Origin of the sequence: Acaryochloris thomasi RCC1774 (genome assembly GCF_003231495.1) — a bacterium.
Classification (GTDB): domain Bacteria; phylum Cyanobacteriota; class Cyanobacteriia; order Thermosynechococcales; family Thermosynechococcaceae; genus RCC1774.
Genome location: NZ_PQWO01000006.1, coordinates 173683 through 199795 on the forward strand (window position 1 = coordinate 173683; position 26113 = coordinate 199795).

General features: G+C 48.9%; 11 protein-coding genes. 4 read left to right on the top strand and 7 right to left on the bottom strand.

Annotated features, from left to right (window positions below; all coding sequences use genetic code 11):
* Positions 1–25: 25 nt before the first annotated feature.
* The 7 genes from C1752_RS11895 to C1752_RS11925 form a co-directional block, all read right to left on the bottom strand.
* Positions 26–2737, bottom strand: a complete 2712-nt coding sequence (locus C1752_RS11895) for a condensation domain-containing protein (protein ID WP_110986285.1) — start codon at positions 2735–2737, stop codon at positions 26–28.
* Positions 2734–11007 (bottom strand): type I polyketide synthase, encoded by an 8274-nt coding sequence (locus C1752_RS11900; RefSeq protein ID WP_110986286.1) that lies wholly within the window; start codon positions 11005–11007, stop codon positions 2734–2736. Before C1752_RS11900 ends, C1752_RS11895 begins: the two co-directional genes overlap by 4 nt.
* Positions 11008–11088: 81 nt before the next feature.
* Complete coding sequence (locus C1752_RS11905; protein WP_110986379.1) at positions 11089–11340, bottom strand: acyl carrier protein; 252 nt, start codon at positions 11338–11340, stop codon at positions 11089–11091.
* Between the two features lie 216 nt (positions 11341–11556).
* Positions 11557–13080, bottom strand: coding sequence for a class I adenylate-forming enzyme family protein (locus C1752_RS11910; RefSeq protein ID WP_199464363.1), 1524 nt, complete (start codon positions 13078–13080; stop codon positions 11557–11559).
* Between the two features lie 273 nt (positions 13081–13353).
* On the bottom strand, positions 13354–14349 hold the full coding sequence (locus C1752_RS11915; protein WP_199464364.1) for a chorismate transformation FkbO/Hyg5 family protein: 996 nt from the start codon (positions 14347–14349) through the stop codon (positions 13354–13356).
* Between the two features lie 949 nt (positions 14350–15298).
* The gene (locus C1752_RS11920; protein ID WP_110986287.1) at positions 15299–16096 is read right to left on the bottom strand and encodes a WecB/TagA/CpsF family glycosyltransferase; all 798 of its coding nucleotides are present in this window, start codon (positions 16094–16096) and stop codon (positions 15299–15301) included.
* 441 nt (positions 16097–16537) lie between these two features.
* Positions 16538–18769 carry an FdhF/YdeP family oxidoreductase gene (locus C1752_RS11925; RefSeq protein WP_110986288.1) on the bottom strand — a complete coding sequence of 744 codons (2232 nt, stop codon included), beginning with the start codon at positions 18767–18769 and terminating at the stop codon, positions 16538–16540.
* Positions 18770–19087: 318 nt separating this feature from the next.
* Here C1752_RS11925 and C1752_RS11930 point away from each other — a divergent pair, with 318 nt between their 5' ends.
* From C1752_RS11930 to C1752_RS11945, 4 genes are all read left to right on the top strand, one after another.
* Complete coding sequence (locus C1752_RS11930; RefSeq protein ID WP_110986289.1) at positions 19088–20272, top strand: aldo/keto reductase; 1185 nt, start codon at positions 19088–19090, stop codon at positions 20270–20272.
* A gap of 848 nt (positions 20273–21120) precedes the next feature.
* On the top strand, positions 21121–22311 hold the full coding sequence (locus tag C1752_RS11935; protein WP_110986290.1) for a glycosyltransferase family 4 protein: 1191 nt from the start codon (positions 21121–21123) through the stop codon (positions 22309–22311).
* 123 nt (positions 22312–22434) lie between these two features.
* Positions 22435–24546, top strand: a complete 2112-nt coding sequence (locus tag C1752_RS11940; RefSeq protein ID WP_110986291.1) for a GumC family protein — start codon at positions 22435–22437, stop codon at positions 24544–24546.
* Positions 24547–24637: 91 nt separating this feature from the next.
* A complete protein-coding gene (locus C1752_RS11945; RefSeq protein WP_199464365.1) occupies positions 24638–26113 on the top strand; it encodes an O-antigen ligase family protein in 1476 nt (491 codons plus the stop codon).

Sequence of the window (26113 nt, forward strand, 5' to 3'; positions counted from 1 at the left end):
GAATTTTGGGTAATATAGCCTGATTCTAATTTGATGTCTGTGTCGGCTCGTTGAAACGGATTGATATTTTCTGAGCCTCGTCCAAGCATGCTCCGAGCTGCTGAGCTACGTCTTGAACGTAGGGCTGGCTCAGCATTTTTCCATGATAGCCTGGGACAGAATGAACTTCTATCTTCCCGTCGATTAACTCTCCCCAACCTAGGTCAGGCGCGCGATATACATGTTGCTGGTCAACATTTCGTTCAGTGGCTCGAAGAATGGTTAACGTATCTGAGTAGATTCTGGGTTCGTAGTCTTTGACGGCTTTGTAATTGGCTTGCGCGACTCGGTAGGTCACTTCATCGATCGTGGAACTCCAGTGAGGACGTGACTTAGATGAGAAGAAAGGACGAAGGAGCCTGTTCGAGTAACTTTTTTCCTTGAGCTGATGCTGTAGGAAATTAAGAAAATATTTCAGAAAAACGAGAGGATGAACTCGAAATCGCAGAAGATTCATCGCATTATAAAGCCACCTCTTCAACGGTGAGACATCCCGTATTGAGTCAAACAAGACCAGCAGTGCTACCTTTTGACCTTTCTGACGAAGTTGCTGGGCCATTTCAAAGGCTACGATACCGCCAAAGGAGTATCCTCCAAGAAAATAAGGTCCTTCTGGCTGAAACGTTCTTATTTCTTGAAGATAGTCTGCGGCCATGTCTTCAATGCGAACATTTGCAGAGTGCTGACCATCTAGAGCACGGGACTCTAAACCATAGAAGGGCTGCTCTGAGTCTAAAAGACTCGCTAAAACTCGAAAATTGAGGACGTGACCCCCTCTGCCACAAACGCAGAAAAAAGGAGGCTTAGCACCATGGGGCTGCAAGGGAACAATCGGAGACCAGGGAGCCGACTCATCTTTCTTACGGATTGTTTCGGCTAGCTGTTCAACGGTTGGTGCTTCAATCAAGGTCGCCAACGGTAGCTTTTGATCACAGACCATTTTGATCTGATTGAACAACTGCAGCGCTAACAACGAAGAGCCGCCTAGATCAAAGAAGTTATCATGCACGCCAACCTGGTCTACACCCAAAACAGTTTGCCAAATTTGTGTTAACTGTAGCTCTACGGGATTGCGAGGGGCAACGTAGTGGGCCTGATCTTGTTCGGCTTTGGCTGAAAGCTGATTGAGTGCATCAACTTTATCTTGTAATTGTTGACGCTCAACGGTGCCGAGGGGCTGCAGCTCACTTAATGTTGCTTCTGGCTGCTCAAGTGCTCGCTCTAGCAAAGTCACCCAGTGACGAAAGAGATCTTCGACTGTGGATTGCTCAAAAAGCTCTGTTCGATACTGAATATATCCGCCGAACTGATGGGGGGCTGGCTCTACAAAAATTGCTAGATCAAAGTCAGCGGTATCAACGCCCATTTCTTCTTTTGTTAGCGGTTGAGCGGTTACTGCATCAAGGGTCAGAGCCTGCTGGGGACCGCTCTGTTGACTTTGAAGGACGAACAACGCTCGGGATAGGGAAATACCTGCTAAATTCGGGAAATTGGCAATCTGTTGCAAAGGTACGTCAGGATAGTCATAAATTGCGGTGACTGTTTTCTGCTCCTGTTGGATAAGGTCACGAAAGGTTTGGTGACTAGAAACCTGGGTCCGCAAGGGCAAGATGTTATTGAAATACCCGATTAACTGCTGTGTGTCGCTGCTGCGCCCCGCGACTGGCGAACAGACGATGAGGTCCTTTTGGCCGCTATAGCAGTGCAGCAATGCTTTGAAGGATGCCAAAAGGACCGTGAATTGAGACTTACCTTCCTGCTGGCAAAAAGCGATGAGGGCTTGAGAGAGCGAGCTATCTATATTGAAAGTCTGGCAGCGTCCCTGCGTGCTTTGACTGGTTGAGTGGAGCCGATCTAGAGGTAGCTTGAGGGTTTCTGGAGAGTCTGTAAAAATTTGGTGCCAATAGTCTAGCTGAGGCGTCAATTGTTCACTCGCTAGCCATTGTTTTTGCCAAGCTGCGAAGTCAGCATATTGAAAGGGAAGATCTGTGAAAGATACTTCGCCTGAGCCTTTGGCATTGTAGAACGCAGATATTTCAGAAATGATCAGTCCTAAGGACCAACCGTCTGCCACCATGTGATGAACAACAATAACGAGTAAGGACTCATCGGCAGCTAAGCGGATCAGGCTGTAGTGGATGAGAGGTCCTTGAGCGAGGTCAAAGGGTTTCTTACTCAGCTCTGCAACTAAGCCTAAAGCTTGAACTTCAGGTTCAGGATGCTGCTGTAGGTCAGTACAGGTCAGTGCTGGGGCCGTTGTCTCAATGATGACGCTGGGACCGTCCCCACTGGGAGGATAGATAGTCCTGAGAACTTCATGTCGCTTGACCAGGGTTTGTAGGGACTTTTCGAGCCGATCTGCGTCAAGATGACCGGTCAGTCGAAACGCCATGGGCAGATTGTAGGTACTGCTGCCAGGTTGGAGCTGATCGACTAGCCACAGACGTTCCTGGGCGATAGAAACGGGTAGAGGAGCATCGCGGGAAAGAAGCGGAATGGCGTTCGCTGCCTTTGCAGGACTGGCAACTGTTCTTTGCTGGCTGAGGAGATTGAGCAGCTCTGGTTTTGATTGGTGCAGGGCGGCCCGCAGCTCTGGGGTAACTCGACCTTTTGGAGCCCGGACGCGCAGCTTGTCGTCCTGCACGGAAATTTTAATCCCACGTTGGGACAGATCGGACAACAGTTGTTCCAGGCTCATATGAAAAACTCCTCCATCTCTTCTTCTTCCAGCTCTTCGGAAGGGGTGGATTCCGGCAGCAAGATATTGGCAACTCTCAGCTTATGTAAGAGTTCCCCTGTTAGCTCCTGCAATGTACTGCCGCCGATCAGCTGCTCCATGGCAACGTCAATTTGGAGTTGACTTTGGAGGCGGGTCCTCAGCTCAACACCCATGAGGGAATCTAGGCCGAGGCGATTGAGAGAGTCTTTCGACTTGGGCCGTCGAGAGGCCGGTAATCCCAAAACCTCAGCAGATTGAACCTGTAAGTATTTCAGGAGTAGCGAAAGACTCTCTTCTTCTGATGCTGTTTTTAGCTGCTGGAGTAGTTCATCGATCTGAATCGAGTCGCTTCCTTCTGCGCTAGCTGCTGCGGAAATAGGGCTCGCTAGCTCAGACAGCAGACTTGTATAGGCTTCTCCTGAAAAGCGCTGGATGAAGGTGGACCAGTTAACGGGCAAGACACCGACATGGCTTCGGGACTCGGCAATCATCTGCTCTAGAGCCTGAAGCCCCTGTTCTACGGGAATGGAGCTGATGCCTTGAGAGGATAAGCGTGCGCGGTCTTGTTCGCTCATGCTGGCGGCCATGCCGACCTCTGCCCAGGGACCCCAGCTGAGGCTGAGTCCAGGCAGGCCTAGGGACTGGCGGTAGTGGGCGAGGGCATCCATGAAGGCGTTGGCGGCGGCGTAGTTGCCTTGACCTTGGGCACCTAAGAGGGCGGCAACGGAGGAGAAGAACACCATGAAGTCTAGAGGGTGTTTCTGAGTGAGCTTGTGCAAATGCCAGGCTCCGTTGACTTTGGGTTCCATTACTTCGAGGATGCGATCGCAACTCTGCGAAACTAGCAATCCATCATCGATTACCCCAGCCGCATGAATAATCCCACGCAGCGCCGGATACGGTTCGATCTCTTTGAGGGTCCGCTCCACAGCTTCTGCTTTGGAAACATCAGCCGCGACCACATGGACTTGAGTTCCCGCCTCCTGAAGCTGGTCGATGACAGCCTGGGCCGTTGGACTTGCGCCCCGGCGTCCGGTCAGAGCGACATGCTTAGCCCCTTGTTTTGAAAGCCACTTGGCAATTTCTAAACCTAAAGCGCCTAATCCACCTGTTACTAAGTAGGTCGCATCTTCCCGAACAACCTCGGTTTTTGTTGGAGATTGAGGAGGCTGAGAAATCACAACCTTACCAATGTGCTTGGCCTGGGCCATAAATCGGAACGCGCCGATATAGTCCTGCATCGGAAAGGCCGTGAAAGGCAGCGGTCTCAGGGAGCCGTCCTGGAAAGCGGCCATCAGGACCGTCAGCATCTCTTTGATGCGGGCGGGCTGCGGAACGGCAATGTCGTCGCCGAGATCGTAGGGCATATAGTTGATGTCTTTGCCCAGTGCCTTGGCTTCCTCTTGCGTCCACAGGCCAATTTTGCCCAGCTCTAGGAACCGACCGCCGCGACCGATGGTGTCAAAGGTCTTGGTCATGAAGTCACCTGCCAAGCTGTTGAGGACAACATCGACGCCCTCTCCGTTAGTCAAGGACAGCACTTCGTCAGCAAAGTCCAGCGTGCGGGAGTTCATGACGTGCTGAACACCCATCGATTTAAGAAAGTCCCACTTGCCCGGGCTAGCGGTGGCAAATACTTCAGCTCCAGCTCTTTGGGCGAGTTGGACGGCAGCTTGACCGACGCCACCGGCTGCGGCATGGATGAGGATGCGATCGCCCGCTTTAATCTCAGCCAGGGTGTGCAGACCATAGTAGGCGGTCAGATAGTTGGTGGGGACTGTCGCGGCTTCTTCAAAGCTTAGTTCGACAGGTTTGGGAATCACGAACTGGGCGTCAGCAATCACGTGGCTGCTGAGACAGTTGGTTGCGATCGCAACAATCACTGCATCACCCACGGCAAAATCAGTAACGCCGTCGCCCACAGAGGTTACAGTGCCTGCACATTCATAACCGAATGGCATATTCTCAGGGTCTTCTAGCCCCAGAGTCTTAAAGTAATCCTGCAGCTTGCCCAAGACCGTGAGCACATCTTTAAAGTTCAAGCCCGTTGCCTGGACCTTGACCTCCACCTGAGCCGGTCCAGGAGTGGGTCGCTGCAGCGGCTCTAGCGTTAAATTCTCTAAAATCCCGTATTCCTTGAGCTTGAGCTGGAACGGTTGCTCAGCCTTTTTCTGCTCAGTCCGGCGGACCAATCGGGCGGTGTAGCGAACGTCCTGTCGATAGGCGACTTGCTTCTCTAAATCAACGCCTGTCACTTCAGCCAACAACGCCTCAGCCTTATTTGCCGCAGCAAACGGATCAAGGTCCACCATCTTGCAGTGCAGCTCGGGATGTTCTAGAGCAATCACGCGCCCTAGCCCCCATAAAGGAGACTGCTGAACCTGAACAGATTCTGGAACTTGTCCCACAGCTTGTGCCCCAGCGGTCACGAGCCAAACCCCAGCAGAAACATTGGCCTGACTGAGAGCCTGGACAAGGTGCAGAACGCCGCCACAGGTTTTAACCTGCGTTTTTTGAATCTCAGGCAACGTCAATGTGCTCACCGCTTTAGTCGCTTGATCAAGGCTTCCGAGGTGAACGACGCCGTAGCCCCCCTCTCGCTTCAGGTCAAGATTACTCAGTAATTGCTGAACGTCCTCAGGTGCTTCTGGATTGACGGTGTAGCGATCACCCTGCCGACCGTAGGCTGACCCGCTGGCAATCAACTTGCAATGATGGCCTTTGTCCTGTAGTGAGGTGGCAAGATTCTCCCCTACCTGTGCCTGATCCATAAAAATGAGCCAGTTATTCGGGATCTTTGCTACATCGCCTGCGCCGACCTCTTGGGGTTCCCAAGCATACTCGTATAGCCAGTCTTCAACATTCTGCTGTAGACTTCGCATCAACGCCTCACGGCTGGCTCGTCGCAACGCTAGATCTCGAATCCGAGCAACCACGTTTCCGTGATCGTCCAACAGCGTCAGCGTTGCAGTCAAACTTTGGTCATCTCGCTGGAGCTGCTCGGCATGGCACCAAAGATGCGTCTCTGGCGCGCGATAAAGATCTAGAGCGGCCAAACTGACCGGAACGTAGGTGTCATCAGAGTCCTCGCCGGAGAAGAGGGCACCCACGACCTGGAGACAGGAATCTAAGAGGGCCGGGTGCAGTTTGAATTGCTTGATTTCAGAGGCAACAGAAGCGGGTAGCTCAATTTCTCCTAAGACCTGCTGAGGCTGCGTCCAAAGCTGCTTCACACCCTGGAAGGTTTCACCGTAGCCAATGCCCTGATCTGCAAACTTCTGGTAGTGAGCCGCCGCCGCAATTGTTTCAGTATGTGCTGCCTTCAGCGCCGTCAAATCAACGGGAGGTACTTCTAATTCCTGGGGGACTCGCACATTGCCAGAAGCATGTAACGTCCAAACAGGTTCGGTCTGCTTCAGTTCTTTGAGGCTAAACACCTGGAACGAATAGCTCTGATTGCCCTCGGCATTAAGAACACACTGAAGCGTCTGCGTCTCATCGTCCGACAGCGCTAGCGCCCGTTGAACCTTGACATCTTCAACGGCTAATGTCTCAGATTGAATCAGGCTGGAGCCAGCAGCCAGCGCCATTTCCAGGTATCCAGTGGCGGGCATCACCGCTGTCTCAAACAGACAGTGATCGTTCAGAAAAGCTGGGATCGCAGGACTAACCTGAGACTCAAAGCAAATGTTAGTCATCCCAGCTAGATGGAGGCGCTGCCCCAATAGCGGATGCATCGTTTGACTACGGGCATCACTGGGAAGAGCCTGTCCCTGTATTTTTGGTGCAGGATCAATCCAGTGACGGTGACGCTGGAACGGATAGGTCGGCAGCGGCACCCGGTAGCGCTGCTCATCAACATAGAAGCCAGCCCAGTCCAGCTTGACACCAGCCTGCCAGAGCTGACCGACGGTTTCGAGTACAAAGCCAACGTCTGAAGCTTCCTCTTTAGGATGGCGAATGGAGGAAAGCACGACTCGCTCAGCTCCAGTCTGCTTGGAAGCCAGAGACTTCAGCATCCGTCCAGGACCAACTTCCAGAAGGACGCGCGTTTCATCCTCTAACAGTTCCTTGACTCCAGCGGTGAAGCGCACCGTGGATCGGAGATGGTTCGCCCAGTAGCTAGGATCAGTAGCTTCTGCATCTGTAATCCAAGTTCCCGTCACGTTTGAAATGTAGGGAATCTGAGGCGGATTGAGCTGCACCTGTCGCACCCGCTCAGTGAAAGGCTCCAGGATAGGATCCATCATGAAGGAGTGAAAAGCGTGGGATGTGTGCAGGGTTCGGAAGTCAATACTTTCGTCTTCCAGCTTCTGCTTGAGAGCATCAATAGCCTCTGCAGGTCCGGCCACGGTACATAGAGATGGAGCATTACTGGTCGCCAGAGCGAGCTGATCATTCAACAGTGCTTCGACTTCATCTTCTGGCAAGAAAACGGTCAGCATCGAGCCTGACGGCAGGGACTGCATCAACCGGCCCCGTTCTGCAACGAGCGCCAACGCTTCTTCTAGCGAGAAGACGCCCGCTAAGCAAGCCGCCGTATATTCGCCAATGCTGTGGCCAATCATGGCCTGCGGCTGAATGCCCCAAGCCATCCAGAGCTGAGCAACGGCATACTCTGTGACAAAGAGCGCAGGCTGAGTGATGTTAGTTTGCTTCAGGAGCTCGGTGTTGGCTGCAGCATCTCCCGAGGTGTTGTAAATGATTTCGCGTAGATCTAGGCCAAGGTGCGGCTCTAGGATTTCTGCGCAGCGATCGACTGTTTCTCTGTAAACGCGCTCTGTTTCGTAGAGATCGCGGCCCATATTGACGTATTGAGCGCCCTGTCCCGACAGCATAAAGACAATCGAAGGCTGATGGGTGTCGGGGGCGTAGATGGCTTCTTCGGGTTCCCATGTGGTTAGGGTTGCGATCGCATCCTCCCCACGTTCACAAACCACTGCTGTCCGATATTCGAACGCTCGCCGACCCACCTTTGATGTGTAGGCAACATCAGCTAGATTTTCAATCGGAGTCTCACGTAGATAGATAGCAAAATTTTCAACCGCCGCCGCCAGAGCTTCCTCTGTCTTGCCAGAAAGCACCAATAGCTGCCAGGAACGAGATTCTCCAGAGGCATCTATCTTGGGTGATTCTTCCAGTACCGCATGGGCATTGGTACCCCCGACCCCGAACGAGCTAAGCCCTGCCCGACGTGGACCCCCATTCGTCTCCCAAGGCAGCAGCTCTTTGTTGATGTAAAAAGGGCTGTTCTCTAGATCAAGCTGAGGATTCGGTGTTTCAAAGTTGACAACTGGCGGAATCTGCTTGTGCTTGAGCGCCAAGGTCGCCTTAATTAAACCCGCAACGCCTGCCGCTCGATTCAGATGACCAATATTGCTTTTGATAGATCCCAGGGCACAGAATCCCTGTTGTTCGGTTTGCTCACGAAAGACTTTGGTTAAAGCTGCCACCTCAATGGGATCGCCCATTTGGGTTCCTGTACCGTGGGTCTCAATGTAGGAAATACTCTCAGGCTCAACTCCAGCCAGAGCGTGAGCCTCAGCAACTACATCTGCTTGACCATCAACGCTAGGGGCCGTGTAGCCAACCTTCAACGAGCCATCATTATTGAGCGCCGTACTTCTGATCACAGAATAAATATGATCACCGTCAGCCAAAGCGTCCTCAAGACGTTTTAGAACAACAATTCCAGCTCCATTACCAAGAACAGTTCCCTGCGCCTCAGCATCAAAGGGACGGCAGTGACCATCGGCTGACTCAATCCAACCTTCCTCAAAGGGATGGCCTATTCGATGGGGCACATTAATGGTCACGCCTCCCGCCATCGCCATATCGCATTCACCACTGAGGAGGCTCTGGCAAGCTAAGTGTGTGGCAACTAAAGAAGTCGAGCAGGCCGTATTCACAGAGAATGCAGGCCCTTTCAGATCGAGCTTGTACGAGATCCGAGTGGCGACAAAATCTTTATCGTTGGCAATCTCCACCGGACCCGCCCCCATCGACTGGATAAAGTCTGGACGAGACAGAAGATTATTGTGCCAATAGCTGCTGAACAGAGCACCAGCATAGACCCCAATTCTGCCAGGGAAGGTATCCGGATCGTAGCCTGCATTCTCTAGAGCTTCCCAAGCGCACTCCAACATGATTCGATGCTGGGGATCAAGCGCAGAAGCCTCCCGAGGACTGAATCCAAAGAAGTACTCATCGAACAGTTCGATATCGTCGATAATCGGGCCTGACTTGACATATCCCGGCTGGCTCAACAAAGTCGGATCAACGCCAGCGGCCAACAGCTCCTCGTCTGTAAAAGCAGTCAGCGACTCTACGCCATCACAAAGATTCTGCCAGAACTGCTCAACAGTATCAGCCCCAGGGAAACGCCCTGCCAAGCCGACGATGGCAATGCCCTCCACGCTTGACGTAGCATCACCCTCGAACCCCTGGTTGCGGCGCTGCTTTTGGCGCTGCACTCTATCTTTGACAGCCTGAAAAGAAGATCCCGTCGATGGAGCCGCCGTTAAAAACTGCGCTAAAGAATGAACGGTCGGAGACTTAAATAGCTCAATTGGGGAAAAGTCAGATTCAAAAAGGCTTGTCAACCGTTGATGGACTTGGGCGAGTAGCAGTGAACCGCCCCCAATTTCAAAGAAATTATCGTGAATCCCGACATCCGTTAGACCCAGTACATCCTGCCAGACCTCAAGAATCTGTTTTTCTACCGTAGTCTGAGGCGTAACGTTTGTGCTCCCCGCCGGCTTAACGGGTTGACGCGGCGTGTAGCTGATGGCCTCTGCCAGCTCAATCGAGGCAATCTCCTGCTCAGGACTTTCAACGATGCCGTTTAGTAGAGACTGATAGTTTCTGAGAAATGCCGCGATTGTCTCAGCTTCAAATAAATCCGTTTTGTATTCTAAAGCGCCGACTAGCCCGTCCTCTCCTTCCTCCCAGAAAAAAGATAGGTCGAAGTCAGCATTTCTCTCAGGTGCTACCATCGCCTCAATCTGAACATCCGGCAGCTGAAAGGGCTGATTTTGGGTGTTGAGCAACGCAAACAGAACCTTCGAGATTGAAGGGAGTAAAAGACCCTGAATGTCTCCCAATTGCTGAAACGGCACATCTTGATGCTTAAAGGCATCCAATGATGTCACGCGAACGCGATCCAGCAGTTCCTTGAAGCTTGGATTGCCCGATAGCTGACACCGCAGGGGAATAATGTTGTTGAAGTACCCAATCAACTTCTGAATCTCTGGCCGATTGCGACCGGCAACTGGCGAGCAAACCGTGATATCTTCCTGGCCGACATATCGATACAGAAGCGTTTGGAATGCAGCTAAAAGAGTGACAAAAAGCGTTGTTCCTGAATCTTTTGCGAGAGACTCTAAAGCAGTCTTCAGAGAGGACGGCAGCGTCAGAGATTGTCGAGTCCCTGCCATTGCCGGGAAAGAGGGTTGTTCGTGGTCGACAGGTAAAATAACGGATGGACAGCCCTCTAGCTGCTGTTCCCAGTAAGATATTTGTGGCGCTAAAGCACCGGTGGCAATCCAGCTACGCTGCCAGTTCGAGAAATCAGCATATTGAATCGGCAGATCCGGGACCGTTGCAGGCTGTTTTATCTGATGGGCCTTGTAAATTTCTCCTAGCTCAGAGAAGAATAATCCCTCTGACCAGCCATCGAAAACAATGTGGTTAATGCATAGACTCAGTACGTTCTGGTCTTCATCCAGTTGAAGTAGCTTAGCTCTTAGAAGAGGTGCTTTGCCCAAGTCAAAGGGCCGATTGATGTTGTCCTGAACGAGCTGCTTGAGCCTTTCGTCCCGTTGCTCAGCCGACAACTCCCTTAAATCATAGGTTTCAAAAATACCGGCAATACTGTCTGAGACAGCCTGTATCGGTGTCCCATCCACCTCTTTAAAGTAGGTTCTTAAAGCCTCATGACGATTCAATACCTCAATCAGGCTCTGCTCAAGAATTTGCGGATTCAAGGAGCCGTTGAGCCGAAAAGTGTAGGGAATATTGTAGGCACTATTTGACCCAATCTTAGCCAGGAACCAAAGACGCTCTTGAGCAAAGGAGAGCGGTAGATTCTGGTCCCGACTGACCGGTTCTAAGGGTGGAGCTTGCTTTTGCGCCTCCATAGCGGCTCGAATAGCTTCCCAGAAGTCCTGTCCTTTCTGGTCAGCGGATGAGTCATTAGTGCCAGGACTTTCAATATCGATTTTTTCTTGATGGTCTGATGCGTCTGGCACTGGGTCACTCCTCTACGGGCTGAGGTTCACAATCTGATTAATTATCTGGAGGAAATACCGTTTCTATGCAGGACGGTACGACTAAGCGCTTTGCTTGCTTTTCAGCAATTCTTCAATATTGGCAACGGTTCTAAAGTTATCAAGGTTGATCTCACCCATATCAAACTGAACGCCAAACTCATCCTGTAGCTGAAAGATGAGATTCATCGCGTTCACTGAGTCCAGTCCGAGCGCAAAAATATCGCTATCGTCTGCGATTTGATCCTCTGTTGTATTTGGTAGAATAGATAGAACAACGGAGTAAATCTTGGGCTTAATTTCTTCAGCAGTCATTTTATAAATCAACTTTTATAAGCGTTACAACCAGGAAATCAATTGTCTGACTAGATCTATCTTTGTGATGGTAGAGAAGTTACTCCCGAAACTCATGAAAGCAACAGAAGAGCTGGCAAAGAGCCACTTTCATGACTCGTCACCGTCAACGGCAGCATCTCATGAAAGCAATTCGCCCCTGAAGAGATGCTGTTAGCTAGAAATAAGGAAAATGAGCTAGATCAAGTCCTTACGTAATATTTTACCCAGAGCGCTCTTAGGAATTTCATCTCTGAACTCAACAATCCTCGGAGTCTTGAAGTCAGCTAGCTTATCTTGGCAGTAACTGATGATGCTAGACTCCTCACATTCTCCCTCAGCAACTACTACGGCTTTGATCACCTCCCCTGCATAGGGGCGCTTAGTCCCCACGACCACAACTTCTTTCACATTGGGGTGTGTCGCTAAGAGATTCTCAATTTCAAAGGGATCGACCTTATGGCCACCCGTATCAATAAAGATTTTCTTGCGGCCCGTTATGAAGATGTAGCCGTCTTTATCTTTAGTCCCTAGGTCTGACGTGAAATAATGACCTTCTCGAAAGACCTCTTTGTTAACCTCTGGGGCATCATGATATCCCTGGGTTAGCGTGTTACTCTTGATGGCCAGCTCACCCGTCACGCCGGGTTGCGCCTCGTTACCGTCATCACCCATAACTTTGATCTCGACATCTTGCATGGGTTGACCCACAGAGTCGTACCGATGCTCAGGAGATGCCTCCATATTAATTGCGACTGATCCCGCCTCTGTACAGCCATAAAGCTGACGAATGGGGAGTCCAAATCGAAGCAAGAATTTGTCAAAAATATCTTTTGCTAGGAAGTTGCCTGCCGAGATACACAGCCGCAGAGTGGATAGATCAATCGTCGGATCGGGAGGCGTAGAGGCCAAAATGCTGTATACGTAAGGCACACTCGGCAAGATCGAGATCTTTTCTGTTTTGATGAGCTCCAACACTCTAGGCCGACGAAAAACAAAAGGAATTTCAGAAACGACCCCATCCTTTGAATAGGGTTCAAGAATCACCAGTTTGGCTCCTGAACAAGTTGCTGCTAGCAAGCATTCACCAAACCCGTAGGCGTGATACATCGGCACGCTACAGAAAATACTGTCTTCCATGGTGACGCCTAGCGTTTCAACGCAGCTTCTCGCCTGGGAGAAAACGTTCACCTGAGTTCTGCTGACTCTCTTCGGTTTACCGGTGGAACCAGAAGTGTATTGATATAAGACGGCTCCCTCATAAGAATCAGTTGATGGATCCTCGGTGGAGGCACCCCGTACGACATCTTCGAATGCGACACCACAGGGAGGGTTGTTCCCAACCACAACTAGCTTTATCTGTCGGTCGCTTTTATCAATAAGTGCTTGGCAAGTCTCAGCACGGGCTGCATCAGTGATAATGAGCTTCGTCTGGCTGTCTTCAATGTAATGGTTGAGTTCGCTTTCTTTGAAGGATGGGTTTAAAAGCAATGCGATCGCATGTAGGCGAGAGACCGCGAAAAAGCTGATTAAGAACTCGGGACAATTCGGTAAAACCAAGGCGATACAATCTGATTCGCTGATTCCCAGAGAACCTAGTCCATTCGCAAGTCTAAGAACTATCTCACGAAGAGCTTGATAAGTGAGTCTTGATTCACCGCAAACAACGGCATCATTATCTGGATAACTGCTCGCCGTTTTATCCAGCATTTGATTCAACATTGGCCTACCCTATATTTATAAATTTCATCATAATTACGCTGTCCCAAACCCCTGCGAGCCAAAACATATAGCGAGTTCACTAGAACATTACCGCGTCAAATGTATTGATCCCCAGGAAAGTCATAAAATTGACATCCCCCCGTCTTCTCACATCTTATCTGATGCACCGATATTCTCATCGAAATCGCTGTCTGCGGGAAGTAAGTATCCACTCATCCCTTCCGCCTGTAATGCTTGGGGATACTGCGGTTCTAGAATCTATCGACCCTATCTCTACCTTTCTTCGATAATGGCTTCAATTTCAATATCTAATTCAAATCGGCAAATATCTGATTTAAGGTAGATAATGTGATCGTCTTTAGTCGCCATGATCAGCTTTGGGAAAAGCTCTCGAACATGTGCCGCGTCTTCTGCTCGCCTTATATAAACCTTAAAAATTCTGTCATGCTTGACGGGATCGGGCATCAGGTTACCGTAGCTCTGACGCTCAAACAAAAGCCCCATCTCCTCAAAGACTAGGCTCATATTGTCAACTGTCGTATACAGTTGCTCCGTCATGTCTGATAGCGTGACTGACTCATGGCTTTTGATACTAGCCGTTCCCGAGAGGAACCCAACTTGCTTGCTGTCACGCATAAGAACAGTCCCCCTCGCAAAGCTAGGAGAGCGAGGACCGTAACGCTTCGGATATTTATATGCCGCAATCTGCTCGGGGTTTTCGACATGTTTGCCGTCCTCTTTACCCGCGACGAAGTACATAACAAGCTTGTTGTCATCGATTCCAACGGCAGAGGCTGCGGGCAGTTTGACATCGAACCCCTCTCCGTAAAAAGCCTCAAAGGCGAGCGAACGTGCTTTACAGAAAGAGCGATAATTCTCTAGAGAAGAGGTCTCTTCATTGATATATGGAACGTAGTGCCAGACCCGGTATAAATTCCAGTTTTTGGTCAGCTCCAAGAAATCCATATAAACCTCGTAGGTTGCTTTCTCGAGAGGGAATTCAACCTCTCGTGTCAGCGCTCCGATGAAATAATCATCACTCTCTAAAATATGAAAGCCAAATTTTTGATAAACGCGTCCAGGACAAGAAAAAATTCGTTCTCGACTTTCTTCACCCAGTACCGGGATTTTGACGTGGACGTCAATGCTCTCTGCCGTTTGTACACACTTGGTCTCACCTCGTCCAAAGAGGACCTGAAGCGTCTTCTGCTGATAAAGCGGCTTGAGTTCATCAGACTCTTTAGATTCGATGGATGGTTGTGTGACCATAATTGCTCCCCAGAATTAATAGCTTAGCGCTTCATAGAAAAACAGCTAAAATATGAAAAAAGATAAAATGCTTGTAGAGGCCTCTGATGAATCCCCATCACGGCTTAAGAGTGAATCCATTGATGGTGCCGACCCTTTATCCAAGGTGTAGGTGCTCCCTAGGTTTATTCTCCGAAGCAACGACCGGCGTGAGCAGTCGGTGCCTACAAAATTCATCGCATAATTCAAAAACTGTAAATTTTAAGAACTATGAAATGGTAGGTGCAAATAGCCTTACCTGAAGTGGCGTTTAGATGTTGATTTATCAAAACTAATTTAACCCATCTCTCCTAGTGTTGCCAACTCTTCCGTAGCGTATCTACAAGTAATCGCGCTTTCTTGGCGACGCTCACTATTTTGTTCTGCAGAGTCGCAAAGAATCGAAGACTCCTGCTCAAAACCGTTGCTAGGACTCCAGATTGTTTAACAGATTGCAATGTAAGAGAGTCAATCATGCCGAGCTATCTCTCAATAACGCACTTTTTATAACCTAGGCTCCAGGCTCAGTAGCCCGGAAATTGCATTGTGCAAACTGGCGTACTGCTTGTTATTGTCAAAGATGCTGCTCTTTGAATCTGTGTCTTCAACTACTAAACTTTCCATCACAATACTTGAATTATTTCCTTGGGAAAAATATATATGTCAGCGATACTCTGAGCTGCTAGCCGGATGGTAAAGGCTGGCTCAGCTCTCTATATTTGTGCCTTCAAAGCTGTTTTGGCTTCGTAGAGAATCCGGGATTTAGTTGTGAAAATGGAAATTTATTAGAGAGATTCTTTTTGAAAATAACGAAAAAACCTGTGGGGAATTCATCTTCTAGACGGCTATGGTCAATGGAGTGTTGAGTGTGAGAAAGGTAGATCTCTGCTAACCTATATCTCTCTTTACCATCTGCCCTGAATCGATCGCATCATCGATTACTCACCCTCAGATGAGCTCGGCTAACGACTGTCTTGGTGATTAGCTGCCGCGCTGCAAGCCAGACGAAGGGAGGAATCGTTGTTGCATATCGTCGCCATAGTCGCCCCGGCTCTTGATATAGACGATATGCCCATTCCATTCCCAATGTTCTTATCCACTGAGGCGCATACTTTTGTAGCCCGGCATAAACGGGGAAGACGCCACCTAGTCCCACCATGGTGGCGTTGATCCTGCCTCGATGCTGAGCAATCCATTTTTCCTGTTTAGGGCAGCCTAAAGATAGGAAAAGTAAGCCTGCTTCTGTGCCATTAATTCTTTCTACGATTTTTTGGTCTTCTTGATCTGTCAGAGGCCGAAAGGGCAAGGACTCCATACCGATAATGTCTAAGCTGGGATATTCACTTTCCAATCGCTGACGCATTTTTGCAAGAATCTTTGTCTCAGAACCCAGGAAAAATATGCCGACTTTTTGCTGCTGTGCCTCTTCACAGAGTTTCTTGAGCAGATCCATGCCAGCAACTCTTTCTTGGCTGTATGCCCCTAGAAATTTCAGCATCCAGACCAGCGGCATTCCATCTGGGGTGACCAAATCAGCTGAATGTAAAATCTGTTTGAAGGATGGATCCCAATACGCTTCCATCAGCATGTGAACATTAGCCACACAAATGGTCTTGCTAATATTCTGTTTTGCCCAGGCAATGATCTGAGTTGCACTTTGCTTTAGAGATAGTGCATTGACATTCGTTCCAATAACCTGGATCTTATCAAGGGTTCTAATATGATTCATGCTTTTGATCCGTTTGAATTTGGAGAGAATGCAGGTTTATTTTTGCTGCCTCTACCCTGCTCTTGATATCTTGCTGAGAGCGAGTAAGAAACGCGTTAGCGCTCGATGTGGTAGTTGCACTGTATCGATGGAGTCAAGATGCCATATGTTGCCTAGTACCTCGATAAGGTGTAAGTGACGACTAAACTGCAGAGAAGGCAAAATGCCTAAATTACAGCATTACGCTGCCAAATAAATTGTGATGGTGTTCTGCAGCCTGTTTTTGAAGACCCGCAACGGATCCTTCCAAAACGCCATCATTTACATGTCTGTTAGAACTGGCTAATTTATGCAAATGCCCTGCATCGAAGGAGAAGGTCTGCCGTTTTGCAATGCTTCTAGCCAAGCCGTTAAGGGACTCATCGGGTAACTTTTGTGTTAATCAAATTAAGTGACGGCACTTCAACTCTGGGCATAAATGACAACAGGAACCCGTTTATAGGCGGGGGTCCCACAGCGCGAATCAATTTTTGCTTTGAACAGCACATTGGCCTCTGGATAGAACATTAGCGCTGCACTTGAGCGGATGTTCCCGTAGATAATTTCTACTTGTTCTAGCTTGTCAGCATTGCCCTGTACGGTGACGCGCTGATGATTGCTGAAGCCTGCTTCTTTTGCATCATCTGGGTTCATCAAAATGCAGTTGCGATGGGGCATGGCTCGATAGCGATCGTTCAACTGATACACCACTGTATTGTGTTGACCATAGCTGCGCCCTGTAATCAGCGCTAAGACTAAGCTAGGGATCTGATCCGAGATCCCAAACGCTTCGGCTTTAGGCAAATGTAGCTCAGGTATTGGTGTCACCTGCATCTGGGCTTTGCCAGAAGGTGTTAGAAATTTTGGCTGCTTGAAAATGCGTCCGCTGATTGTAAACTCAGCTTCTGTTTTGTCAATGTCTGCGATGGCTGCGTATCCTGGGATCGTTTGAGCAATCAGTTGCCGGACATACTCTGTATTCTGCAGGCGACGCCAGTCAACTGGGCTATTCCCTAAAAGCCGATGGGCTAATTCGGTTAAGAACTCGACTTCGGAGATTAGATCTCCTTTCAGGTGGGTTTCGCCTGGATCGTTGAGTCGGACAAAGTTATTCCCTGATTCGGTTGTTGTCCGGTGGGGCGTTTCGAAGCGGTTGAAGACGGGGATGATGATGGTGTTTTGATTGGCTAGGCCATGAAAGTGACCTAAGTTTGGCTTTGTTGCCAGATAGATTACTGTCTTGATCTTCCCGAATGCGCTTTTGGCCTGGGCAAGGTCTGGGTTGGCAGCGTAGAGGTTGCCGCCAACACACAGCAGTGTCTCTACTTTGTGGGTGTCTGCAGCTTCAATGAGGGCTCGGGCGTCGTAGCCAGGGACACGGCTCAGAGATTTGCCGAGTAGCGTTTCTAGGGCCTGCTGAATTTCTTTTTTCAGCTTTGTTGTTACCCCCATGGAGCCAAAGCCTTGGACGTTAGAGTGTCCTCGAATGGGCATGGTGCCTGAGCCTTCTTTCCCTGCGTTTCCAGTCATGAGGGCAGTATTGGCGATGCTGAATACGTTATCTACGCCGTTGGCTTGCTGGGTGATCCCCATTGCCCATGCCAGTACAACATTCTGGGCTTGCCCAATGATTTGGGCCGCTGCTTCTATCTCACGCTGGGCAACGCCACAGGTTGCAGTAATGGTGTCCCAGGAAGTCGCATGAACCTGCTCTATAACTGCTTCCCAGCCATCGACGTGGCCTTGTAGAAAATCAAATTCTACGAGATCCATTGCCAATAATGCTTTCTGAATGCCGACAAAGAGTGCCACATCGCTGCCGGGAATCGGCTGCAAATATAGTGAGGCAATTTCAGAACCCGTCAATAGCGACTTAATCGGAAAGGCTGGGGAAGCAAATTTGACTAATCCTACTTCTTGAACCGGGTTGATGACAATGATGTGACCGTTGCGATCGCGTATTTTAATCAGTTCATTTACGAGTCGGGGATGATTCGCAGGCGCATTCGAGCCAACGAGAACGACGCAGTCAGATTTTTTTAGGCTCTTTAAGCTCACCATTGAGGTACCAGAACCAAACACCTGTTTGAGTCCAACGGTGGATGGCGCATGACAGAGGTCAGAACAGTCTGCTAGGTTATTAGACCCCAGTGCCCGGATCATCAACTGCAATAGGTACGCAGCTTCGTTAGAGGATCGCCCTGAACTATAGGAAGCTACTCGCTCAGGTGGGCATTGAAAGGCATCTGTCGCAATCTCATAAAGTTCGTCCCAGCTTAGGCGTTCGTAGTGGCTTTGGCCTGCCCGTAGGATCACAGGAAAGCTCCAGCGACCAAGCCGGTCTGCTTCATAGGAGGTCAGTTGCTGCAGTTCAGTAAGAGAGTGGCGTTCGAAAAAGTGCTCTGACACAGCAGGCATTAACTCTGCATGAATAGCCTCAACGCTCTTCATACAGCGCTGCAGAGACTCTCCCACTTCGTTGGTGAATCCGCCATGCTGCCCACCTGTGCCCCAAGCACAGGAAAGACAGGCGCTCTTGTGATTAAGGGTTCGCCACAGCCTCGGCCCTCGAGTCGAGAGGGTCTTGGCTGCCCAGTAATGAATCACAGGCATCCCACCGCCGACTGTGGGAAGTTGAGGGCGATTCTCTGACATTTAGGGATGCTCCTGCACAGTAGATATATTGTACGTGCAGTTTTAAATAATTTTGCCGTCCACCAAGCAATGGCTCAACAATGTCTGCCTATTTAACTATGGCGATTGACGTTTACGACAAAAGCAAAGCCTCTGGCATAACCAAAGGCTTCTCGATAGGTGCGGCCCCCCCGCACACTCAGCTAAGTATCTTAATATGTACATTACATTTCAATGGTGAACATCTAGTGAAGGAATATCTTGAGCCGTTGAGCTTTCTGGCACTTTTTCCTTGCTAGGATAATCAGCGTTAATGAATTCCTCGCGGTTTGATTTGTGATGCGATATCGACGCTTCGGGCGCACTGAGCTACAAATGCCTGTCTTTTCCTGTGGCGGAATGCGCTACCAGTATTCTTGGAGAGATGATCAGGTAGAAGGTATCACCCAAGCCAGTCAAGACAATCTTGAGGCAACGATTCGCCGCGCTCTTGATTTGGGCATCTATCACATTGAGACAGCGAGGGGATATGGTACCTCAGAAGTTCAGTTGGGTCGCATCTTGCCTCAGCTACCGCGTGAGCCATTGATTATTCAAACAAAGGTTAGCCCTAAGCCAGATGCCGAGGAGTTCCGGCACACGTTTGAGCAGTCTTTGGCCAATCTTCGGCTTGATTATGTCGATCTGTTGGGGCTGCACGGTATCAATACGCCTGAAATTTTAGAGTACAGTCTTCGACCTGGGGGCTGTCTTGATATCGCCCGTCAGCTACAGGCCCAGGGTAAGGTCCGCTTCATCGGCTTTTCGACCCATGGACCCACTCAGGTGATCGTAGATGCGATCGCAACTAACCAATTTGACTATGTAAACCTGCACTGGTACTACATCAATCAACATAACTGGCCTGCTTTGATGGCTGCCGCTGAGCGCGATATGGGTGTATTCATCATTAGCCCCTCCAATAAAGGAGGACTTCTCTATAAACCCTCACAAACACTGCTAGACCTCTGCTTTCCCCTTAGCCCAATGGTGTTTAACGATCTGTTTTGCCTAAGTCATCCACAGGTTCATACCCTCAGTCTTGGGGCTGCTCACGCAACAGACTTTGACGAGCATCTCAAGGCCCTTCCCCTTCTAGAGCAGGCTACGCAATATTTACCCCCCATTATTGAACGGTTGGAAGATGAGGCTATTGAAGTACTAGGAGAAGACTGGGTCAAAAACTGGCATAGAGGACTTCCCGAGCCAGACGAGACGCCGGGCAACCTTAACATCCCTGTGATTCTGTGGCTGCGGAACCTTGCGATCGCATATGACATGGTTGAATATGCCAAGATGCGATATAACTTGCTTAGTAACGGGGGACATTGGTTCCCTGGGAACACAGCCGCCCAAGTGCAAAACCTCGATCTGAATAACTGCTTGAGCGCTAGTCCCTACCAATCTCAGATCCCTGAACTACTAGCAGATGCTCACCACCGACTCGGCGACAAACCGCTCCAACGTTTGTCGAAAAGTGAGTGATTGGAGTGCCTTTGCTCAAATAGTAGCCCACCCCAAATTCTGTAATAGCTGCAACCGGCCTAGGCGCTCTCAAAATTACGATCTAGCCCTAAGGCGTTATGACTTTGATTTTGAAGGCCAACGACTGCTAAACACCGCCTACGCCGTATAGGGTGCAAACATTGCGGTTCACAGGAGTCTATGATTAAATATATGACAACCTGTTAAGTTGTTTTAAATTAAGCTGCGCTATCATTCCACGCTACATTTTCAGTGATGGTGGAATAGCTGGCTAAAATTTATTCAGCGTGGGTTGGGGGTCCTACACTGATAGCATTCTTTTTTAGGGAGTTCAGTCAAATTGAGCGGTTGCTGTAGAGAATCGGGGGGTTCTAAACGGCACCGAATCTTTATCACTGTGAAGCTAAGAGACGCTTAGTTTCTAGACTTCTGTCTTCTGGCTGTTAAGCAGCGTTATGAGGTCTGACTATCTGCCTTAGAGTCTTCTATTGACTCAGTCAGATTGTTCGGTTCACGGGTGCTTTTGGGATTGGAGACCTAATCAAACTTAAGAAACGAAGTCTGGGCACATTTTGCCTAAAGCTATCGTCCTTGTGATTCATACTCAACTCCAGGAGTCGCATGCAGGGAGGTCCATTGGGTTTGTTGTGCGTCCGAGAAGCACGCCGATCTAGAACTAAATGTCTTTTTCCTGTTTAGAAAGTAAAATTAGCTTATTGTCGTTTTTTCGGCCTAATATTGGAGACTTCCGTCTGCATAAGTCGGGCCTTCTCCATATCTATATTCGAGCCATCTACCGTTCGAATCATTCTGTTACTTCAAGTAAATGACATTGAGTTTGAACCCGTATGAAGATTGCTGTAATTGGTGCAAAGGGTTTACCTGCTCAGCAGGGGGGGATAGAACAGCACTGTGCTGAAATATGTGCGCGTATGGCTGCTTGGGGGCACGAAGTTGACCTCTTTGCCCGACCGTCTTACAACGGGACATCTTGGTTTCATCATGACATTTACCATGGTGTGAGGGTTATCACGTTGCCGAGCTTGCCCCTCCGAGGAATTGACGCATTCTTGAATTCGGCGCTAGCGGCCATCATGACCTTGAGACGACCGTACGACGTTGTTTTTTTTCATGCCCTGGGACCTTCTCTGTTCTCCTGGATTCCCAAGCTAGTCACCACCTCTAAAGTCATTTCTGTTTGCCATGGCTTGGATTGGCAGAGGGCTAAGTGGGGTCGGTTTTCAAGTTTGATGCTACGTCTTGGTGAAAAGACCGCTGCTCACTGCGCAGACGATATCATCGTTGTGTCTCATGCTCTGCAGTCATATTTCTCGCAAGCTCATGCTAGAGAAACAACCTATATTCCCAACGCACCGGCAAAGTATGCTGACTCAGATCCCAACTTTGCCTATGGACAATCTCTAGGGTTAACGGCAAATAAGTACGTTTTGTTTCTGGGCAGAATAGTGCCTGAGAAATGTCCAGATCTATTGCTTGAGGCCTTTAGCAAACTGCAGCCAGCCGGCTGGAAACTAGTATTTGTCGGTGGAGGTAGCGACACCGAAGAATTCTCAACAGATTTGCAAAAACGTGCTACGGGTCGGATGGATATCGTTTTTACCGGTCAGCTAAAGGGCAAGTTTCTAGCTGAAATAGTTAGAGGATCAGGTTTATTTGCCTTGCCTTCTGATTTAGAGGGTTTGCCCCTAGCGATGCTGGAAGCGATGCGAGAAGGTATCCCAGTTCTTGCCAGTGATATCCTTGTTCATCAGCAATTACTGGGGCGGGATCGGGGTGTTTTGTTTAAAGCTGGAGATCTTGAATCATGTATCGAAGCTTTGGACTGGTCGATTAACCATTCTGGCAATTTAGCGGAAATGGCCCACGCAGCTCAGAAACACATTCAGAGACATTACGATTGGGACGGCATCACAATTGAAACGCTGAACCTATGCTTTGCCCTCCTTGGAAGCAGCCCAGATGTTTCTCTGCCCATTATTTCTACTCAAGGTAAAAAATACTTTAGACATAGAATGTAGATCTAAATCGTGTCTCTACCAATGGGTGAGAAGTAACGAGTTAAATATCCCTACTTTCGATATTAAGTGGCTAGTATAGGTATTAGGTATTTTAATTTTTAAGTGCAGCAGTAAGGTATCTCCATGGATCAGAGTTTATCCCGACTTCCTCTTGTCTTTAGTCGGCATCGATGGTCAGCTTTAGCAGCTTTTTCCGCCGTTATGTGTGGTCTTTGCCTATACGTGGTTTTTGCGCCTCGTTTATACACCTCTAAGGTGCGCCTGATTTTGGATGGCACGCCAAGCACGAGCGTCTCGGATTTTGGTAGCACGATTGCTCAACAGCCCGGTAATGGCGCTCTGGCGAACCAAGAAGAAATTGTCTCTTCGAAACGTCTTCTTGAGAGAGCTCTGCAGTCCTATCGTCAGCAGTGGGATGATCCAGTAGATATTCCACTATCAGTTGGAGAACTCAAGCAAAGCCTCCAGACGGGTATTGTTCCTGGTACCGACATCTTTCAACTGCAGTATACAAGCTCTGACCCCGAGTTAGCTTCTAGAATGCTCAACTCCATTGCTCAAACAGTTGTGCAAGAAAATACGGAAACAATTCAGGCTGAAGCTAAATCAGCTCGTGAATTCTTAGAAGGGCAAATTCCTCAGCGACGTCAAGAGCTGCTTCAGGTTGAAGCAAGAATGAGCAAATTCAAGCAAGAATATGGTTACGTGACGCTGAGTGCTGAAGGGAATAATAACGAGGCAAATCAGCTATTGGTTAATAGCTATGCCCAGTTAGAAGGTCAAATTCGTGATTTGACGTCACAAATTCAAGAAGTTGATGCGCGCAATCTGTCTTTGAGTACTTTGACGAATGCAGGCAGCATTAATAATACCTATACTTCGGTTCGAACGGGGCAAGATCCCGAACTGCAGAACTTAAAGTCAGCCGTGACAAATTTAGAATCTCAGGTCGCTGCGCGTCGGACTGAACTTACAGATAGCCATCCAATCGTTATTCAGCTTGTTCAAGAACTGGATGCTGCTCGCACACTATATAATCAGCGACTATCACAGTTGGGAGGCGGTTCAAGTGTTAACATCGCGCCTGAAAGCGCACGGGTAGGTCAAGACTTATCTGTGCAGTTGATTCAGGGGAAAATTGAGCGTCTGTCTCTCCAAGAAAGATTAGAGGCCGCTCGAGGTAGCATGAAGCAGCTAGAGTCGCGCCGTCAGCAATTTCCCATCCTAGAGCAGTGGTTCACCCAGATGGATCGACGCAGGGAGGCTCTGTTCAACTCTATCCAGTTGCTAGAGCGCAAGTTGGATGAAGTTCGAGTGGCTGAGGCACAACTGCTGAGCAACTTCAGGATTCTTGATCTTTCTGAACCCAGCGGCAAACCCAGTGATCCAAATATTCCTGTGGTGCTTATCTTGGGTACGCTAGCGGGCGCGGTTCTTTCAATCGGTACGGTAATACTGCTGGAGGCTCTAAATAGAAAGCTTTATAGCGCTGATGAAATTGAGGAGCTGGTGGAGTTGCCTGTCTTAAGTACATTGCCTCGGCTCTCGAAAAACACTCTCAATTTAGGCGAGCCAGCAAGCTTTTACGAAAATTCAGCTATTTTAGAAGCGTACCGAGCGTTGTTCAAAGCATTGGAATTTAGAGGTTTGGAAGAGTTCCATACTCTGGTTGTTAGTAGTGCTATTTCAGGGGAAGGTAAATCAGTTGTAACGTCCTATCTTGCTGCCGTTGCGGCTATGCTCTCTCGCCGAACATTAATTATTGATGCCGATCTGCGACGACCGACGATCCATAAGCAGTTCCAATTACCGAATAAATCAGGCTTATCAGACATCCTTTCAGGTGACGTAAGTCTTGAAAGTGCTGCACAGTCAACATCGATTGATAACTTATCCGTAGTCACGGCCGGTAGTTCCTGCGTTCTCCCCTCCCGCTTTTTTGAATCAGACGGCATGAAGATTTTGCTTGAAGAAGCGCGGAGTAGCTACGATCTCGTTATTGTTGATACGCCTCCTGTCACGAGCTGCGTTGATGCTATGGCGGTTAGCAGCGAAGGATATCCTCTTCTGCTCATTGCTCGACCAAATGTGACAGAGAAAGATCTCTTAAAGCGATCGGCAGCGGAGTTGATAGAGCACAATATCAATGTTTTGGGTGTTGCTGTGAATGATGGGATCCCCAAGACTGACAGATATTATCAATACAGGCTAGAGAGCTATCAAGAGACAGCGTAGTAGCTTTATTGAAGTTGTTTCGTCCTCAATAGGAGTGAGTTTGGCTGTTGCTTAAATCAGGATGAGGGATGCTATTAGGGGAGATTTTTTTGTGTTACCCGTTGTCGTAAAGCGTTTCTTGAATCCAGCGTTCTGGGTCGTTGTCAGTGTTGTTATTGCGGGCTTGCTGGTTGGCGTGATTGCTGGCACTTCCCCTTCTTTGCTTGTTGCTGCGCTTGCGGCTCCCTTTCTGCTAGCCTATTTTTTTTGGGATTTTGAGCGAGCTGTCATTGGCTTATTGCTCATACGCAGTTCATTAGATACTTTCTCTGAGGGAGGAATTCCTGCTGCTTATGCCATAGGTTTAGACGCACTGACGCTGATTTATATCACTGTGCAATTGCTGACGGGGCGTCCTGTCAAAACTGACTGGTTTTGGTGGTGCTTGGCAGGGTGGGTCGCATTCCATGGCTTATGGTTGATTTTTCTGCCTCTAGGAGGATTAGGATTCGATGCTGATCCTTCTCTTCTAAGGATCAGCCTGCGGGAGTGGGTTCGCTGGTTTACGCTTGCGATGGTTTACTTGCTTGTCATGCAGCTCAAGGACAGAGTGCATCCGAGCAAAGCACTCTCTCTCATGTTTTTTTCCTTGATTCCGCCTGTTACCTTCGGTCTAGTCCAGTTACTTGCGCCATCAAGTTTACCTGAAGAGCTAGTTAGGACGGGGCGAGGAGGGCAGTCTGCCCAACTGGCTGCACAGGGAATCGATATCTCTCGGATCAATGGGACATTTGGTCACCCAAATACTTTTGCCCTTTATCTAATACTATTTATTGCTTTAGCCTGGTGGAAAACAAACCAATCAAAAAAACGCTGGCCTTGGTTAGCGCTCATGTTTTTACTAACGTTTGTTCTTGTCGGGACCAAGGCTTTAGGCGCATTAATAATGTTCTCTATCTTTATCCTGATTCAAGCCTTGACAAAGATCGATCCGCCGAAACTTTTCGCAAGTGGAATTTTTCTAGTCATTGCGATAGCCTTGTTCGGAAGTACAGAATTTGGGCAAGCCCGTTTACTAGAAATTTCTGAAACGCCATTACTCAATCCAGAGATTGATGTATCGAGGGCCATTCTGATGCGAGGGAATAGCTTTAACTGGAGAATAGCTCAATGGGTAGATGTTTTAGGTGCATGGCGAGAACACCCATTTTTGGGTTTCGGCCTGGATTTAAGTCAATTTATCCCTAAGGAAAATAATTTAGCCCCTCATAACGACTATATCAGAGCGTTAGTTGAGACGGGATTGCTGGGGCTAGCTGGTTTGCTTACGTTCCTAGCTCTACAGCTCACACGTTTATTAGCTTTACTCAAAGGCTCTCAAGGGCAATCTCAGCGTAACTTATGCTCGGGATTATTTGCGATTGGTGTCGCCATATGTGTTGGCATGCTTGCCGACAATGTATTGAGTGCTACGCCTTTCTGGCTATATTTCTGGTCTGTAATGGCGATGGCGGGCTGGGACTGGGGAGACCCACAAAATCCTCAAGATGCTGGTGATATAGATTCGCGAACAATAGAGAAGAGCTAA

Excerpts from the sequence above, each read along its gene's own strand:
- C1752_RS11895 (WP_110986285.1), bottom strand. The coding sequence starts at position 2,737 with ATGAGCCTGGAACAACTGTTGTCCGATCTGTCCCAACGTGGGATTAAA.
- C1752_RS11905 (WP_110986379.1), bottom strand. The coding sequence starts at position 11,340 with ATGACTGCTGAAGAAATTAAGCCCAAGATTTACTCCGTTGTTCTATCT.
- C1752_RS11910 (WP_199464363.1), bottom strand. The coding sequence starts at position 13,080 with ATGTTGAATCAAATGCTGGATAAAACGGCGAGCAGTTATCCAGATAAT.
- C1752_RS11915 (WP_199464364.1), bottom strand. The coding sequence starts at position 14,349 with ATGGTCACACAACCATCCATCGAATCTAAAGAGTCTGATGAACTCAAG.
- C1752_RS11920 (WP_110986287.1), bottom strand. The coding sequence starts at position 16,096 with ATGAATCATATTAGAACCCTTGATAAGATCCAGGTTATTGGAACGAAT.
- C1752_RS11925 (WP_110986288.1), bottom strand. The coding sequence starts at position 18,769 with ATGTCAGAGAATCGCCCTCAACTTCCCACAGTCGGCGGTGGGATGCCT.
- C1752_RS11930 (WP_110986289.1), top strand. The coding sequence starts at position 19,088 with ATGCGATATCGACGCTTCGGGCGCACTGAGCTACAAATGCCTGTCTTT.
- C1752_RS11935 (WP_110986290.1), top strand. The coding sequence starts at position 21,121 with ATGAAGATTGCTGTAATTGGTGCAAAGGGTTTACCTGCTCAGCAGGGG.
- C1752_RS11940 (WP_110986291.1), top strand. The coding sequence starts at position 22,435 with ATGGATCAGAGTTTATCCCGACTTCCTCTTGTCTTTAGTCGGCATCGA.